At 69.2% G+C, this 14,545-nt stretch carries 16 protein-coding genes and 1 pseudogene; 5 read left to right on the forward strand and 12 right to left on the reverse strand.

The genetic code is table 11. From position 1 onward, the window contains the following. Window positions 1-9: 9 nt before the first annotated feature. A complete protein-coding gene (locus ACFQVD_RS28780) occupies window positions 10-747 on the reverse strand; it encodes a hypothetical protein (protein WP_343981063.1) in 738 nt (245 codons plus the stop codon). Between the two features lie 224 nt (window positions 748-971). Between ACFQVD_RS28780 and ACFQVD_RS28785 the strand changes: the two genes are divergently transcribed. Further along, window positions 972-1,271 (forward strand): PLDc N-terminal domain-containing protein, encoded by a 300-nt coding sequence (locus ACFQVD_RS28785; RefSeq protein WP_343981059.1) that lies wholly within the window; start codon window positions 972-974, stop codon window positions 1,269-1,271. A gap of 59 nt (window positions 1,272-1,330) precedes the next feature. Here the strand turns inward: ACFQVD_RS28785 and ccsA are convergent, their stop codons facing one another. The 5 genes from ccsA to ACFQVD_RS28810 are packed head-to-tail and all read right to left on the reverse strand — an operon-like array spanning window position 1,331 to window position 5,952. Further along, on the reverse strand, window positions 1,331-2,302 hold the full coding sequence (ccsA, locus tag ACFQVD_RS28790) for a cytochrome c biogenesis protein CcsA (protein WP_343981056.1): 972 nt from the start codon (window positions 2,300-2,302) through the stop codon (window positions 1,331-1,333). Then, on the reverse strand, window positions 2,292-3,941 hold the full coding sequence (gene resB, locus ACFQVD_RS28795; RefSeq protein WP_343981052.1) for a cytochrome c biogenesis protein ResB: 1,650 nt from the start codon (window positions 3,939-3,941) through the stop codon (window positions 2,292-2,294). The genes ccsA and resB overlap by 11 nt, the downstream gene beginning before the upstream one ends. Then, window positions 3,941-4,675: a cytochrome c biogenesis CcdA family protein gene (locus ACFQVD_RS28800; protein WP_343981048.1), complete on the reverse strand. Its 735-nt coding sequence runs from the start codon at window positions 4,673-4,675 to the stop codon at window positions 3,941-3,943. Before ACFQVD_RS28800 ends, resB begins: the two co-directional genes overlap by 1 nt. 12 nt (window positions 4,676-4,687) lie before the next feature. Then, window positions 4,688-5,257 carry a TlpA family protein disulfide reductase gene (locus tag ACFQVD_RS28805; protein ID WP_343981044.1) on the reverse strand — a complete coding sequence of 190 codons (570 nt, stop codon included), beginning with the start codon at window positions 5,255-5,257 and terminating at the stop codon, window positions 4,688-4,690. Window positions 5,258-5,313: 56 nt separating this feature from the next. After that, window positions 5,314-5,952, reverse strand: coding sequence for a histidine phosphatase family protein (locus ACFQVD_RS28810; RefSeq protein WP_343981041.1), 639 nt, complete (start codon window positions 5,950-5,952; stop codon window positions 5,314-5,316). A gap of 135 nt (window positions 5,953-6,087) precedes the next feature. On the opposite strand from ACFQVD_RS28810, the gene ACFQVD_RS28815 reads away from it, so the two are divergent. Continuing rightward, a complete protein-coding gene (locus tag ACFQVD_RS28815) occupies window positions 6,088-6,954 on the forward strand; it encodes a DMT family transporter (protein ID WP_343981039.1) in 867 nt (288 codons plus the stop codon). Window positions 6,955-7,079: 125 nt separating this feature from the next. Here the strand turns inward: ACFQVD_RS28815 and ACFQVD_RS28820 are convergent, their stop codons facing one another. After that, window positions 7,080-8,051: a LysR family transcriptional regulator gene (locus ACFQVD_RS28820; RefSeq protein WP_343981036.1), complete on the reverse strand. Its 972-nt coding sequence runs from the start codon at window positions 8,049-8,051 to the stop codon at window positions 7,080-7,082. A 74-nt stretch (window positions 8,052-8,125) separates the two neighbouring features. Between ACFQVD_RS28820 and ACFQVD_RS28825 the strand changes: the two genes are divergently transcribed. Next, window positions 8,126-9,139, forward strand: coding sequence for an EamA family transporter (locus ACFQVD_RS28825; RefSeq protein ID WP_343981033.1), 1,014 nt, complete (start codon window positions 8,126-8,128; stop codon window positions 9,137-9,139). Between the two features lie 20 nt (window positions 9,140-9,159). Here the strand turns inward: ACFQVD_RS28825 and ACFQVD_RS28830 are convergent. The 5 genes and pseudogenes from ACFQVD_RS28830 to ACFQVD_RS28850 all read right to left on the reverse strand — a co-directional run. Next, window positions 9,160-9,423: pseudogene (locus tag ACFQVD_RS28830) on the reverse strand (hypothetical protein); the annotation flags it as partial. 240 nt (window positions 9,424-9,663) lie between these two features. Beyond that, entirely contained in the window at window positions 9,664-11,733 is a 2,070-nt protein-coding gene (locus tag ACFQVD_RS28835; protein ID WP_343981030.1) for a sensor histidine kinase, read from the reverse strand. 290 nt (window positions 11,734-12,023) lie between these two features. Further along, a complete protein-coding gene (locus ACFQVD_RS28840; protein ID WP_343981026.1) occupies window positions 12,024-12,227 on the reverse strand; it encodes a DUF397 domain-containing protein in 204 nt (67 codons plus the stop codon). 52 nt (window positions 12,228-12,279) lie between these two features. Continuing rightward, the gene (locus tag ACFQVD_RS28845; RefSeq protein ID WP_386272554.1) at window positions 12,280-12,492 is read right to left on the reverse strand and encodes a DUF397 domain-containing protein; all 213 of its coding nucleotides are present in this window, start codon (window positions 12,490-12,492) and stop codon (window positions 12,280-12,282) included. A gap of 33 nt (window positions 12,493-12,525) precedes the next feature. Next, window positions 12,526-13,485: a helix-turn-helix domain-containing protein gene (locus tag ACFQVD_RS28850; RefSeq protein WP_343981022.1), complete on the reverse strand. Its 960-nt coding sequence runs from the start codon at window positions 13,483-13,485 to the stop codon at window positions 12,526-12,528. A gap of 90 nt (window positions 13,486-13,575) precedes the next feature. Between ACFQVD_RS28850 and ACFQVD_RS28855 the strand changes: the two genes are divergently transcribed. Both ACFQVD_RS28855 and ACFQVD_RS28860 read left to right on the forward strand, forming a co-directional pair. After that, window positions 13,576-13,863, forward strand: a complete 288-nt coding sequence (locus ACFQVD_RS28855; protein ID WP_343981019.1) for a hypothetical protein — start codon at window positions 13,576-13,578, stop codon at window positions 13,861-13,863. Then, window positions 13,748-14,407 carry an ATP-binding protein gene (locus tag ACFQVD_RS28860; RefSeq protein WP_343981015.1) on the forward strand — a complete coding sequence of 220 codons (660 nt, stop codon included), beginning with the start codon at window positions 13,748-13,750 and terminating at the stop codon, window positions 14,405-14,407. The genes ACFQVD_RS28855 and ACFQVD_RS28860 overlap by 116 nt, the downstream gene beginning before the upstream one ends. Window positions 14,408-14,545 lie beyond the last annotated feature (138 nt).

A 14,545-nucleotide genomic window follows, 5' to 3' on the forward strand; every position in this document is an offset into this window, starting at 1 on the left:
CCAGATCACCTAGATTCCGTAGCGCCGGTTGAAGAACAACATGACGTTGAGCGCCATTCGCGTGTCGCCGCCCAGCATGTCGACCAGCGCGGGGCGCTGCCGGGAGACGATCGCGGCGAAGGCGTCGGCGAAGAACTCCTTGCGGCCCAGGTCGCCCGGCTGGAGATGGAACCCCGAGGCCAGTACGGGAACGCACTGGGCGTAGAGGGCGGCGAACTCCGGGCAGTCGGAGACCCAGTCGCCGTTGGGGGCGTCCACATCGTCCAGGGCGTGCCCGACCTCGTGCATCATCACGTCGGGGGTGGGCGAGGGGCGATCTCCCACCACGATCTTGCGGTCGCCGTACGCTCCCGCGCAGACGTCCCAGGTCGCCCGGCCCGAGGGCAGCGGCGCACCGCGCAGGTACCCCATGTCGTCCAGGTCGGGCACCCCGCCCGCGCCGACGTAGATGCCGTCGAGACCGTCGGCCAGCTTGTCCTTCAGCAGGTCGGGCAGCCTGGCCAGGCTCTCCACCGCCCGTACGACCTCCGGGGGCGGGATCTCCCACCGCGAATCCCACTGACGGTGCAGAATGCGCTCCAGGCGCCCGCAGTGGCGCAGGCCGTCACCCAGATCCGGGGTGTCCGGGGAGTTGGGCTGTGCCCTGGGACGCTCGTCGTCGAGCTCGAAGTCCTTCCAGGTGTACTGCGGGCGGTCGACCACCGGGGCCGTGACCGCCCCGACCCGGCGCTCCGCTTCGCGGGACACCTCGCGGGAGACATCACGCGGAGCTTCTCTGACAGCACTCTCCGTACGCGCGGCCGAACCCCGCTGCCACCACCGCCGTCGATGACGGCCCTTGTCGCCCGACTGTGCCATCGCACCCCCTGGGGAAGTGTCAACGGGTTCCACGTTAACCGGGTGGGCCCTCGCCAGTCATCCGTAACGGAGGGCTGACAGCAACGGGTCTCACAATGGCTTACAGTTCGGGCATGCCCCTGCTTGTCGGTCTGGCGATATCCGCCTTCTGGCTCTACTGCCTGTTCGACGTCATCACCACGCCGGACGAGGAGTCCAGAAATCTGCCCAAGCTCCTCTGGGTGCTCATCGTGGTGCTGCTGCTGCCCGTCGGAGGGCTCTTCTGGCTGCTGCTCGGCCGGCCGTACGGCCCCAGGGCGCCCCGCTCGCTCCTGGCGGAGGACATGCCACAGCGCCCCGAGGCCCCGAAGGGTCCCGACGACGACCCCGACTTCCTCAAGGACCTCGACCGCCGCCTGCGGGACGAGGACTGACCGGACGGGCGACGACCGACCGGCCGATGCGGCCGGTCAGCGTGGGCTCGGCGCCGGACTCAGGGAACCTCGGCGTAGGAGTGCAGGCCCCCGAGGAAGATGTTCACCCCGACCAGGTTGAACAGCAGGCAGGCGCAGGCGACGAGCTGCACGATCATGGCGGCCTTGCCCTTCCAGCCCGCGGTGGCCCTGGCGTGCAGGTAGGCGGCGTAGACGATCCAGGTGATGAACGCCCAGACCTCCTTGGGGTCCCAGCCCCAGTAGCGGCCCCAGGCCTTGTCCGCCCAGAGCGCCCCGGCGATGACGGCGAAGGTCCAGATCGGGAAGCCGATCACGATGGCCCGGTGCGCGACCCGCTCCAGGTCCTGCCGGGACGGCAGGCGGACCGCAGTGTCCTTCCTGACCAGGTAGAGGATGCCCGAGACGGCGGCCACGAAGAACAGCCCGCTGGCGACGATCGCCGCCGACACGTGGATCACGAGCCAGTACGAGTTCAGCGCCGGCACCACGGGACCGGCCTGGACGTGCAGGTACCGTACGGCGAAACCGAGTCCCAGCGCGGCGGCCAGCGTGACGAACGCGCCCAGGAAACGGACCCGGTAGCGGAGCTGCATGAACAGGAACGTGCCCACCACCGCCAGGCACATCGCGACCACGAACTCGTACATGTTGCCCCACGGCCACCGGTTCACCGCCAGGCCACGGGTGACCAGGGAGGCGAAGTTGGCGAGCCAGCCGAGCCAGCCCAGTCCGACGGCCACCCGCCCCACCCACATCACCCAGGTCGGGGGCGCTTCGGCCGGAGCCTCATCCTTCGCGGGGGCGGATTCCGGTGTGTCCTGTGACGCGCCGGTGCCGGCCCCGACGGTGGCGAGGACGGGCTGCGCCTCGGTACGCGCCTTCACCTCCGCCGACCGACTGAAGGCCAGGTCACAGGCATAGGCGATCATTGCGAAGACGTATAGCAGCACCGTCGCCAAGATGAGCTGATCGCTCAGGGTGGCGAGGCCGGCATCGACCTCAACGGGCATCCTTAACTCCTGGGTTGGGGATTCCTGGGTTCAAAGCGGAGACGATCTCGGTGAACTCCTCGCCGAAATCTCCACCCTCGGTACGTGTGAGGCCGCCCACCTCGACCCGCCGGCTCTCGCCCTCGGGCTGACCGGCCTCGCCGTGGACCCGTACCCACACCCTGCGGCGGCGGACGGTCAGGGTCAGCACCAGGCCGGCCACGGCGAGGACCGAGGCGACGAACGCCGGCATCCGGCCGGGATCGTGGGTGATCTGCAGGGCGATCCACTCCCTGACGCCGGTGAACTCGATGGAGCCCATACCGTCCGGGAGCGCGAGCTTCTCGTTGACCGCCAGCGGGTCCGCCTTCATGACCAGCGGCTTCATCTTCTTCAGGCTGTCGGGGTCGAGCTCGTAGACCGACTGCGGCCGGCCGTCCTTCAGGCCCAGGTCACCGGCGAAGGCACCGTAGACCTGGGCCGTGGGGTTGGCGGCGCCGGGGAAGACCGACACCCACTCCGAGCCCACCGGGACCGTCGTCGGCAGGAAACCGATCAGGATGCCGAGCTGCTCCGGCTGCGCGTCCGGGACCTTGATCACGCACTCGGAGGTGAAGTTGGCGGGCTGGACGACCAGGCAGGGCACCGGCCCGTCGAAGGCGACCTGCCCCTTGCCGTCGACGATCCTGAAGGTCGGCGCGTACCCGTGGTCGATCAGGTAGCTCTGCGTGCCGTTGACGTTCAGCGGCTCGTTGACCTTGAGGACGTAGTCGCGCACGGGGGCGCCGGGGGCGTCCTCGACCTTGAGCCTGGCCTCGAAGTCGAGGGGCTGCCCGGTCTTCTCGCCCTTCGCGATGTAGCTCGCCTGGAAGTCCTCGACCGTGAAGGAGAACGGCTCCAGCGACTCGGCGTTCACCTGCGGCCCCGGCATGTAGCGGTCGTAGGCCGCGACCGTGTTGGCGAACCCCTCGCCCTCCACGACCAGCACGTTGCCCCGGTAGCCGTAGAGCGTGCCGATCCCGACCGCGAGCAGCAGGCCGAGCAGTGCCACGTGGAACAGCAGGTTGCCGGTCTCACGCAGGTAGCCCTTCTCCGCGGCGACCCAGCCGGGTCCCGTGGTCACCCGGAACCGCTTGGCGCGCAGCCTGGCGGCGGCCTCCTCGACGGTCAGCGGAGCCTCGAAGGAGGCGTGCTGCGGCAGCCTGCCCAGGTTGCGCGGCGCCGCGGGCGGCTTCCTGCGCGCCTCGCGCAGGTGGGTCATGGTCCGGGGAAGCACGCAGCCGATCAGGGACAGGAAGAGCAGAAGGTAGATCGCGGCGAACCAGGGCGCCCTGAACACGTCGAACAGCCAGAACCTGTCCAGCCACTCGGCGAGCCGGGGGCTGTCCTCGAAGTACTGGAAGACCTTGGCGTCCGAGACGCCGCGCTGCGGCCAGATCGAGCCGGGAATGGACGCCAGGGCGAACAGGAACAACAGGATCAGCGCGGTCCGCATCGAGGTGAGCGTCCGCCAGAACCAGCGCGCCCAGCCCGCGAACCCGATTCCCAGGGGCCGCCGTTCCTCGTTCTTCCCGCCTGCCTCGGGACCGCTCGCGGCCACCGTCTTCGTCTGCGGCTCGGCCACCGCTCGCTCTCCCGCCCCAGGGTCGATGTGCCCCATCAGATCACCGGCTCGAATCCGCCGACCCAGCCCTGGATCGTCGCGACGAGCTGCTCCCAGAGCCCGGTGACGAGCAGGACGCCGACGACGACCAGCATGACGCCGCCCGCCCGCGTGATCAGCTGTGAGTGGCGGCGTACCGCCTTGAAGGTCTTCAGGGCCCTGCTGTACGCCAGCCCGGCCACCACGAACGGCAGGCCGAGGCCGAGTGCGTACGCGAAGGCGAGTATCGCACCGCGACCGGCGCTGCCCTCGTTCAGGCCGAGGGTGAGCACGACCCCGAGGGTGGGGCCGATGCAGGGGGTCCAGCCCAGGCCGAACACCAGGCCGAGCAGGGGCGCCCCCGCCAGGCCCGCGGCCGGAAGCCGGTGGATGCGGAAGTCACGCTGCAGGCCGGGGATGACTCCCATGAAGGCCAGGCCGAGCACGATCGTGAGAGCGCCCAGCACCCGCGTGATGATCCCCGCGTTGCCGAACAGCATCGCGCCGAGCCCGCCGAAGAGCGCCCCTCCGGCAACGAACACGACGGCGAACCCGAGGACGAACAGCACGATGCCCGCGACCATGCGCCCCCGCCTGGGATCGGCGCTCATGCCGGTCACGTACGACAGGTAGCCGGGCACGAGCGGCAGCACGCACGGCGACAGGAACGACACCAGTCCGGCCGCGACCGCTATCGGCAGCGCCAGCGCCAGCGAACCGCTCGCGACGGTGCTCACGAGGTCAGCACTCATCGCGGGCCCAGCTCATCTCTCATTACCGATCTTGGTCACGGCGTCGAGGAGGTCGTTGTACTTGACCGCACCGAGTGCCCTGGCGGCGATCCTGCCCTGGCGGTCGATGATCAGCGTGGAGGGGATGGCCGCGGGCGGGACCGTGCCCTGGAAGGAGAGCGCGACCTTGCCCGGCTGGTCGAAGATGCTCGGGTAGCCGGACTTGTGGCTCCGCTCGAAGGCGAGCGCGTCGGCCTTACGGTCCTTGAAGTCGATGCCGAGGAACTCCACGCCGTCCGCCTTCGTCTTGGCGGAGATGTCCTTGAGCACCGGCGCCTCGGCCCGGCAGGGCGCGCACCAGGAGGCCCAGAAGTTGAGCACCACGACCTTGCCCTTGTGCGCGGCGAGCGTCGCGGTGCCCCCGTCGAGGGTCTCCCCCTCGACCGGCGGCGCGACCTTGCGGTCGGCGGCCTGGAACAGGGTGATCTTGCCATCGCCCGCGATGAAGCGGGTGTCGCCGGTCTGCGGCTGCGCCCCCTGGTTTCCGGCGCATCCGGCCACGGCGACGAGCAGCGCGACGGCGGCGAAGGATTGTGCGCGCATGGGTGACGGAGGCTCCCTGTACTACAACCGGTAGAGCAATCACTGTACCGGCGGTGTCAGGCGCCCGGCACAGTGGGGCGTTTGACGAGCGCCGCCGCGGGCTCGCTGTATCCCACGCTGATCAGCCGGTCCCCCTCGAAGGCGAAGCTGGTGAGGCTGGCCAGAGCGCACTGCCTGCGGCGCGGGTCGTGCGGCAGGCGCCTGCCCTCGGCGGCGAGCCGGATGATCCAGATCGGGAGCTGGTGGCTCACCATGATCGCCTCATGGCCGCGCGCCGCCCTGCGAGCGGCGTTGATCGCGCCGCTCATCCGGTTGACCAGGTGGCTGTAGCGCTCTCCCCAGGAGGGACGGAGCGGGTTCCACAGGTAGCGGTAGAAACGCGGGTTGCGGAAGACGCCGTCGCCTCCGCCGACGGAGAGGCCCTCGAAGATGTTCTCGGCCTCGATCAGCCGCTCGTCGAGCGTGACGTCCAGGTGGAAGGTCGCGGCGAGCGGGGCGGCGGTCTCCTGGGCGCGCTCCAGCGGCGAGGAGAACAGCGCGACGACGTCGCGGCCGGCGACCGCCTTGGCCACCGTCTCGGCCATCTGGACGCCGTTCTCGGAGAGGTGGTAGTCGGGAAGTCTGCCGTACAGGACGTTAGCGGGATTGTGCACCTCACCGTGGCGCAGGAGGTGAACGACGGTGGTCTCAGCCATGGTTCCGCCAGCCTACCCACAGCTACGGGCCCGTAGCCGATCAGGTGGACCACTGGGAGCGCGTGGCGAAGGCGAGTAGGGTCTGGGGCGTTTGTGGCCAAGGTTCCGCGGTCCGGCGGTCCGGAAAGGTCCCCCGTGAGCCTGTTCGCCCTCGCCCTCATCCTCACCTCGGCCGTCGCCCACGCCTGCTGGAACCTGCTGAGCAAGCAGGCGGCCGACACCGACGGCGTCGTCTTCGTCTGGATGGTGGCCGCCGCGTCCGCGGCGGTCTGGACCCCGGTCGCGCTCGGCTATCTCCTCCTCGGCGGCACCGGCCTCTCCTGGGCCGACCTCGGGGTGATCACCGCGAGCACCACGCTGCACCTGGGCTACTTCATGTTCCTCCAGCGTGGCTACCGGCACGGCGACCTGTCGATGGTCTACCCGATCGCCCGAGGCACCGGACCGCTGCTGGCCAGCCTGGTCGCCGTCCTGTTCCTGGGCGAGCGACCCGGCCTGGCGGGCATCGCGGGGATCGGCCTGATCGGGGTGGGCGTCTTCCTGCTCAGCATGGCTCGCAGGCCCAGCCGCCAGGATCTGAGCGGCATCGGGTTCGGGCTGGCCACCGGAGTGTTCATCGCGGCGTACACCGTCTGGGACAAGCAGGTGGTGAGCGCCTTCGCGGTCGCGCCGATCCTGCTCAACTACTTCGGCGACCTCGGCCGCACCCTCGTACTGACCGCACCGGTGCTCGGCGGCCACCGCCGGGGCCTGGTCCTGCCCGTCTGGCGCGAGCACCGGACGCGGGTGCTGGGCGCGGCGGTGCTGATGCCGCTCTCCTACCTGCTGGCGCTGACCGCGTTCGCCTTCTCGCCGATCAGCGCGGTGGCCCCGGTACGGGAGGTCAGCGTGCTCGTCGCGGTGCTGCTCGGCGGCAGGCTGCTGGCCGAGGGCGACCTGACCAGGCGGCTGCTGGCCGCAGGCGTCATCGTCGGCGGTGTGGTGACGATCGCTCTCAGCTGAGCCCCGCGCTCCGGACGTCCATCGATCCGCTGCCCGCCGCGGTCGCCCGGACGGCACGTCGCCGTCCTCGCGAGGCGGCGCCCGGCCTCACGGGAGAGCGCACCTGGCACGGTGGCCGCGCCTCCTCACTCGACCGGGCGAACGCCCCCGGCCAGGACGGTGGACGGCACCGATCCGGCGGACTCGGAGATGGGGATGTGGAAATCGGCGGAGACGGCCTTCAGCGCCTCGACCGCGGCGCGGATCGCCGGGCGGCGGGCGGCGTCACTGCGCCAGAGCGCGTAGAGCCTGCGGGTCGGGCGCGACCTGATCGGGACGACCCGCACCCCGGAGGGGACGAAGTCGCGGCCCAGCCGGGGAATGATCGCGCATCCCTGCCCGGCCGAGACGAGGGCCATCTGGGTGGGGTACTCATCCGCCATGCAGGTGATGTCCGGCTCCAGCTCGGCCGAGCGCAGCGTGTAGACCAGCCAGTCGTGGCAGACGGTGCCCGGCGAGGAACTGATCCACTGCTCCCCGGACAGCTCGGCCAGCTCGATCTCGGCACGGCCCGCCAGGGGGTGGGCCGCGGGCAGGATCGCGTCGGCGATGTCGTCGAAGAGCGTCGCCCGGGACAGCCCTTCGGAGATGGCCAGTGGGCGGTTCATCCAGTCCTGGATCACCGCGAGGTCGAGTTCGCCCCTGGCCACCTCGCGGATCTGCCGCGAGGGCTCGCGTTCCATGAGCTGGAGCCGCAGGTCGGGGTGGCGGGTGCGCAGCAGGGCCAGCGCGGCCGGCATCAGTCCCCTGGCCGCCGTGGGGAAGGCGCCGATGCCCAGCCGCCCCACGACCTGCCCGCGCAGTGCCTCGAAGTCGGCCTCCGCCGTCTCGACCAGCGCGAGGATGCGTCCGGCGTGGTCGGCGAGCAGCCCCGCCGCGTCGGTCAGCCGCACCCCGCGCCCGTTGCGCTCCAGCAGGGTCGCGCCGGTCTCCCGCTCCAGCTTGGCGAGCTGCTGGGAGACCGCGGAGGGGGTGACCATGAGCGCCTCGGCCGCCGCGCCCACCGATCCGTAGACGGAGACCGCGTGCAGTGCCTTGAGCCGGTTGAGATCCAACATGTAAGCAACACTAAACGACAGGGATCAGAAATTCTCGCTTGTGCTGAAATATCGTCGAAAACGAGGATGAATGCATGCATACCCGGCACTTCCTCCTCGCCGTCGGCCTCACCGCTCTCTGGGGCTTCAACTTCGTCGTCATGGAGGTCGGGCTCCGGCACTTTCCGCCGCTGTTCTACGTGGCGCTGCGCTTCATCCTGGCCGCCTTCCCCGCGTTGCTGTTCGTCGGCGGCCCCGGGGTGCCCTGGCGGAAGGTGCTCCTCACCGGCGCCACACTCGGCATCGGCCAGTACACCCTGCTGCTGATCGGTATGCGGGCGGGCATGCCCGCCGGACTGACCTCGCTCGTCGTCCAGGTTCAAGCGGTCTTCACCGCCGTCCTGGCCGTCGTCCTGCTGGGGGAGCGGCTCACCGCGCGGCGGATCACCGGTATGGCCGTCGCGCTCGCCGGGCTGGTGCTGATCGCCGCCGACCTGGGCGCCGGCGGCCCCTTCGGCGCGTTCCTGCTGGTCGTCGGCTCGGCGTTCTTCTGGAGCGTGGGCAACATCACGGTCAGGAGCGCAGCGCCGCCCAACTCGTTCCGCTTCATGGTCTGGATCAGCGCGGTCGCGGCCCTGCCCATGCTGGGTCTGTCCCTGCTGGTGGAGGGGGTTCCCCGGCTGGAGTTCTCGGTGGAGGGAAGCCTGTCCGTGCTCTACGTGGCGCTGATCTCCACCCTCGGCGGTTTCGGCATCTGGGGCTTCCTGCTCCAGCGCTACGACGCCTCGGTGGTCGCGCCCTCCGCCCTGCTCGTCCCGGTCTTCGGCATGTCCTCGGCCGCCCTGTTCACCGGCGAGCCCGTCTCCGGCCTCAAACTCGCCGCCGCCGCCCTGATCATCTCCGGCGTCCTCTACGCGAGCACCCGGTCCCGTACGACCGCCGCGCGAGTCCGCCCCCGCCCTCACGACCAGAAGATGACCCCGAAGCCGACCGCGAAGACCAGGGAGAGCACCAGGATGACCGCCCCGACGGTCATGAACAGCACGCCGAGGAGCACGCCGCCGCTCACCCCGTCCAGGCGGGCGCGCTGGGGGCGCTCAGGGTCGTAGACCACCATGACCTGCTGGCCCGGACGGACCTGCGGCGGGTTGGAGCCCAGATCCGACGCGGCCTCCACCACGTAGCCCTGCACCGTCTGGAACCGCAGCGTGGGATAGTACAGGCGGTTGCCGCCTCTGGACCTGCGCAGTCCCACGACGACGCCCGGCACCCGCACCCCGTGCCGCCGCAGCCGGTGATCGACAATCATCACCCGGATGCCGGCCCCGACGAACACCGCTCCGAGCACGATTCCGAACAACGGCACGATTCCAAACAACGGCACGATGCTCATGTCCACCACCGCCTCCTCATCTCGTTCAAGGGCCGCCGTCGCAGTCCCGTTCGAGTGCTTGCACCACGCCGAGTCGCTCCGGCTCAGCAGGACCGCGGATGAGGCTAGAGGCCGACAGTGGAGAACGACTTGTAGATCATTGGGACGCCGCGCCTGGACGGGAGATGGGCAGGTCCTTAAGAACGGCGGTTCTCGGGTTCGCCACGTGGGGAACTCCCGCGATCTTCGTGATCTCCGGACTCAGGGGGCCGACCGCCTGCCGACAGAAGCCGTCCGGTGTTGCCGTGCCGGCGACGCGTCGGTCGCGGGAACGGGGAACATCACCTCCACTGTGGTGCCCTCCCCAGGCTCGCCGTTGATGAGGCAGAGTCCGCCCAGCTCCGCGGTGCGCTCGCGCATGGAGGCCAGGCCGACGCCCGAGCGGCGCCCCGGCGACAGGCCCACGCCGTCGTCGGCGATCAGCAGGCGCAGCGCCTCGGGCTCGCGACGCAGCTCGACACGGACGCGAGTGGCACGCGCGTGTCGCCGGACGTTGGTCAGCGCCTCCTGCGCGATCCGGTAGACGGCCACCTCGACGGCGGCGGGCAGGCCGGCCAGGTCGCCCTCGGCGCTCACCTCCGTGGCGGGGCCTTCGGGGTCGGCCGGCCCGGCCAGCGCCTGTACGGCGGCGGCCAGGCCCAGATCGTCCAAGGCGGGCGGGCGCAGGCCGTAGACGATCTGCCGGATGTCGCCCGTGACCGCGTCCATGCCGGAGCGCAACTCGCGCAGCAGCTCGTCCGCCGCCTCCGGGGAGGTCTTCAGGCTGAAGCGGGCCATGTTGATGGTCATGGCCATCCTGCTGAGCGTCTGACCCAGGCCGTCGTGCAGGTCGCGGCGCAGCCGCCGACGCTCCTCCTCCCGGGCGGTCAGGATGCGCTCCCGGGAGCCCTGCAGGTCGGCCGCCATCCGCAGCGCGTGCGCCACGTCGGCCGCGTACGGGACCAACGTCTCCAGCACCCGCTCGTCGTGTGCGGCGGGGAAGCGGCGCGGGGTGGGCGGGCCGACCAGCAGCCGCCCCACCTGCTCGCCGTGCCAGACCAGTGGTACCTCGCGCGGGGAGTCGCCGACCTGCCCGCTGACCATGCTTGCCACGCTGACCTGGTCCCCCGGCTCGCCGCCGGTCACCTCCACCGTGACCCCCTGTACCGCCAGGCCCTCGCGCAGCACCCCGATCACCGACGCCAGCGCTTGCGCCGGATCTCCCCGGCGCATCTCCTGGACCAGCCGCTCGGCGAGCACGCGTGGGTCGCCGACCGGACCGTAGAGCAGGCGGTCGACGGCACGTTGCAGCATCCGGCGCAACGGCTGAAAGAACGCGCCCGTGAACAGGGCGGCGGCGAGCCCGGCGATCTGGTCGTACCCGGACACCATCAGGCTCGACAGCGCGGCCACACCGAAGTAGACCCCGCCGACCACGGCCAGCAGCCCCGCGGCGACGAAGGTCCGGCTGATGACGGTGTCGATGCCGTACAGCCGGTAGCGCATCACCGAGAACACCATCGCGACGGGGACGAGCATCGCCCACAGGGTCGACAGCCAGTACAGCTCCGGCACGACGATGCCCACGAGCATGAACACGATGTACCCGGCGAACGCCAACAGCGGCCAGCCGATCTGCCGCCTGCCCACCGGGTCTGCCCGGCGAAGACGCAGCAGCAGGGACAGCGCCGCCAACGGCAGCGTCACCAAGATCCCCGCCCAGGTCAGCACCCCTATCGCCGAGTGGTACGGCGCCAGAGCGGGGATCTGCAGCGGGTTGTGGATGACGACGGGGAACAGGTAGCCCTCAAGCGGCGGATCCGGCCGCACGAACTGGCGCGCGGTCTCGGCACCGATGGACACCACACCCAGCAGCACCACCGCTCGCCAGCGCGGCGAGGGCAACCTGCCGTCCGGGGAGTACAGCGGCAGCAGCATCTCCAGCACGAGCCCGCACACTGCCCAGCCCACCTGCGCCGGGAACCTCAGAAGCCCCGCCAGCGCGAGATCCCCGCGTGCCGCGGACGCCAGCATCATCGCCTGGCAGAAGTCGTAGACGGCACCGCCGAGCCCGCCCGCGCACATCAGCCATGCCAGCTTGAGCCGGGGCCGATGCGCGATGAGGAACGCGCTGACCACGGGAAAGGTCACCCCCGCCGCCGTCAGCGGCGTGATCGTCACCGGCGGCAGCCACTCCTCCGGAAGTCCCGCGAAGATCAGCATGGCCGCGCCCACGAGCGCCGGAGACAGCACAGCCAGGACGACGGCGACCGCCCGGGCTGCCCACGCCATCCCGCCCCTGCTTTCCGGCTCCCGTTTCTGCTTGACCTTAGCGTGCCTGCGAAACGGCATAAAAGATGCGATTCACCACCATTGTGGCGAAAGGGTTACCAACTGGGAACCCGGCTGCGGGACGTCCGGGTAATGGCCGTGAATCCAACGATGGTGCCCACGACCTGTGAAGACTCCTCGGGAAACACGCGGGCCAAGCCCTGTCCATGCAGGTCAGACCTGCATACGTGGGATTTTCCGCGGCTGCTACCGGAACCCCCTCCAGGCGCCCCTCTCCGACCCGCACATGATCAGAAACGCGTGTCGAAGTCCCCAGCCTTGACACGGCCGAGGAAGGCGGTCCAGTCGCTCGGGGAGAAGGAGAGTGTGGCGCCATCGGGATTCTTGGAGTCTCGGATGAGGTGGTGGTTATCCATGTGGGCCACCTCGACGCAGTTGTTGCCGCTGCCGCTCAGGCTGCTCTTGCGCCACACAGCGCTCGCCAAATCAGTCATGGGGAACCTGCATCCCTCACCTCCAGGAAACCTTTTCCGTCCCGTCACGTGATCAGGGACGCGTGTCGAAATCTCCAGCCTTGATACGGCCCAAGAAGGCAGCCCAGTCACCTGGTGAGAAGACAAGTGTGGCGCCATCAGGGTTTTTGGAGTCGCGAACGAGGTAGCGGTCGTCCGTGTGGGCTACCTCGACACAGTTACCGCCATTAGTGCTGCGACTGCTCTTGCGCCATACGACACGGGGAGAATCCGCGTTCATGGCCATCCCACGTCTCCTTTCTCGGCAAGCACGATGCCGTCAAGTAATCATGGAGGAGATGAGGGCAGCCGACTCCTCAGCGGCGAGCGCTTGAGCGGTCAGACTGTCGAACATCTGGATGTACTCCCCGATTTCTTCAGCCTCTTCGAGGACCAGACCACTGACAGCCTGTTCGATGTAGACAAGAGCCGGGTCTGCTGGATTGGGAAAATCCAGGATGATGAACGGACCGTCCATGGCCGAGTGAGCTCCTCTCTCGAAGGGCAACACCTGGATGGTGATGTTTGGCAGTCTGCTTCGTTGAAGCAGAAAGCCAAACTGTTCGCTCATCGTCTCCGCACCGCCCACTTCTCGTACCAATGTCGCCTGATCAAGTACCACATGCAAGTGGATCGGGACGTCACGGGTCAGGAGTTGCTGGCGCGCAAGGCGGACTTCGACCTTCTTCTCGACCTGGGGTGCAACGGACTTCATCTCCGTTGCCTCTATTACCGCTTGGGCGTATGCCTCGGTCTGCAGGAGGCCGGGGATAACCTGCGCCTCGTAGGTACGAATCATCGCCGCGTCGGCTTCGAGGCCGATGTAGGAGTCGAACCCGGTCTTCAGGGTGTCGCGGTGGCGGTGCCACCAGCCTTTCTGCCGGGACTCGCGTGCCAGCGTGATCAGCTCTTGTCGAAGTGTGTCGTCAGTGACCTTGTAATGGTCGAGCAGGTCGCTGACATCGCCGTGATGGACGCTCACCCGTCCGGTTTCGATCCGGGAGACCTTGGTGCCAGACCAGCCCAGAGCGGCGGCCACGTCGGTCCCGTTGAGACTGGCGGCTTCTCGCAGGCGCCGTAGCTCGATCCCGAGTCGGCGACGCCGAGCAGTGGGACTGATGGCCATCGGCACCTCTCTCGTTGGGTCTCTTAGCTTGGCAAAGCCCGCCAGGGCTTGCACACACAACCGACTTAAAGATTTCGCGTGAACGCGATTGCGCGAAAGCACTTGCTCGTGCATGCTCTGAGCGTACGACTGGTTACTCTGAGTAGGCATCAGGTGTCGAAAAGTAGTGACACGCCAGTCAAAATGGCAACAGAAGGGCTAGCTGTGAAGGAACGTGATCCGCAAGAGCAGTTCATTCACCTGGTGCGGCTGGGCTGGGACCTGCGGGGCCTGGGAGTGGGCACCGCGCTGATGCTCCCCCAGGTGGGGCAGCCGGTGCTGGAGATCATGTCCGGGGGCGAGACTCGGGTCCGGATCACCGTCATCCGTCGCGCCTGTGGGTGGGTGTTCGTCTGGCGGCCCTGGTGGGCCAGGGTATGGCGGCCGGGCGAAGGGGTCTGGGCAGGGGCCGACAACGCCGCCGACGTCATCGTCTCGGCGGCGATCGCATGAACGCGTACCCGCAGGCCACCTGCCGCTACGAACGCCGGCGAGCGAGCACGGGACGCTGGGCCGTACTGCACACCCGCTGGGTCACGCCGAGTTCGCGGGCCTGGCCTGCTCGGTCGCGACGGTCCGTGCCTGGGCACGAGACCTGCTCACCGGGAGAATCGGCGACTCCGCCCTCGATACCGTGGTGTTGCTGCTCAGCGAGGTCGTGACGAACTCCGTCGTCCACTCCGACTCCGGGCGGACGACAGCAGGATCGATCACGGTCTGCCTGGGCCTGGGCGGCGGCATGATCCACGCCGAGGTGATCGACGACGGCTCGGCGACCAGCCTGCCCTTCGTCCGCGCGACCGACTTCGACAGCGACGGCGGACGCGGCCTGCTCCTGGTCGAGGCCATGGCCACCGCCTGGGGCACCCACCACGACCCCGAAGCGGGCACCGCCGTCTGGTTCCACCTCCCGGCCAACGAGACCAACAGAACCGACCGAGCCAACGGAGCCAACAGAACCGACGAACCTGACAGACCCGGCCCCCTCGCCAACTGACCCACCTGGCCCACCTGACCGAAGTCCTCGCACGAGGCGTACCCCTCCCTCCGGTCACGGTGACGGTCCGAGTCGCGGTGTGCCCGTCCGGCTGGACCACGCTAGAGGAGCGGAGCGAGGCACCCTCCGGTTGCGGTG

The organism is Streptosporangium amethystogenes subsp. fukuiense, assembly GCF_042665875.1.
GTDB classification, from domain to species: Bacteria; Actinomycetota; Actinomycetes; order Streptosporangiales; family Streptosporangiaceae; genus Streptosporangium; species Streptosporangium fukuiense.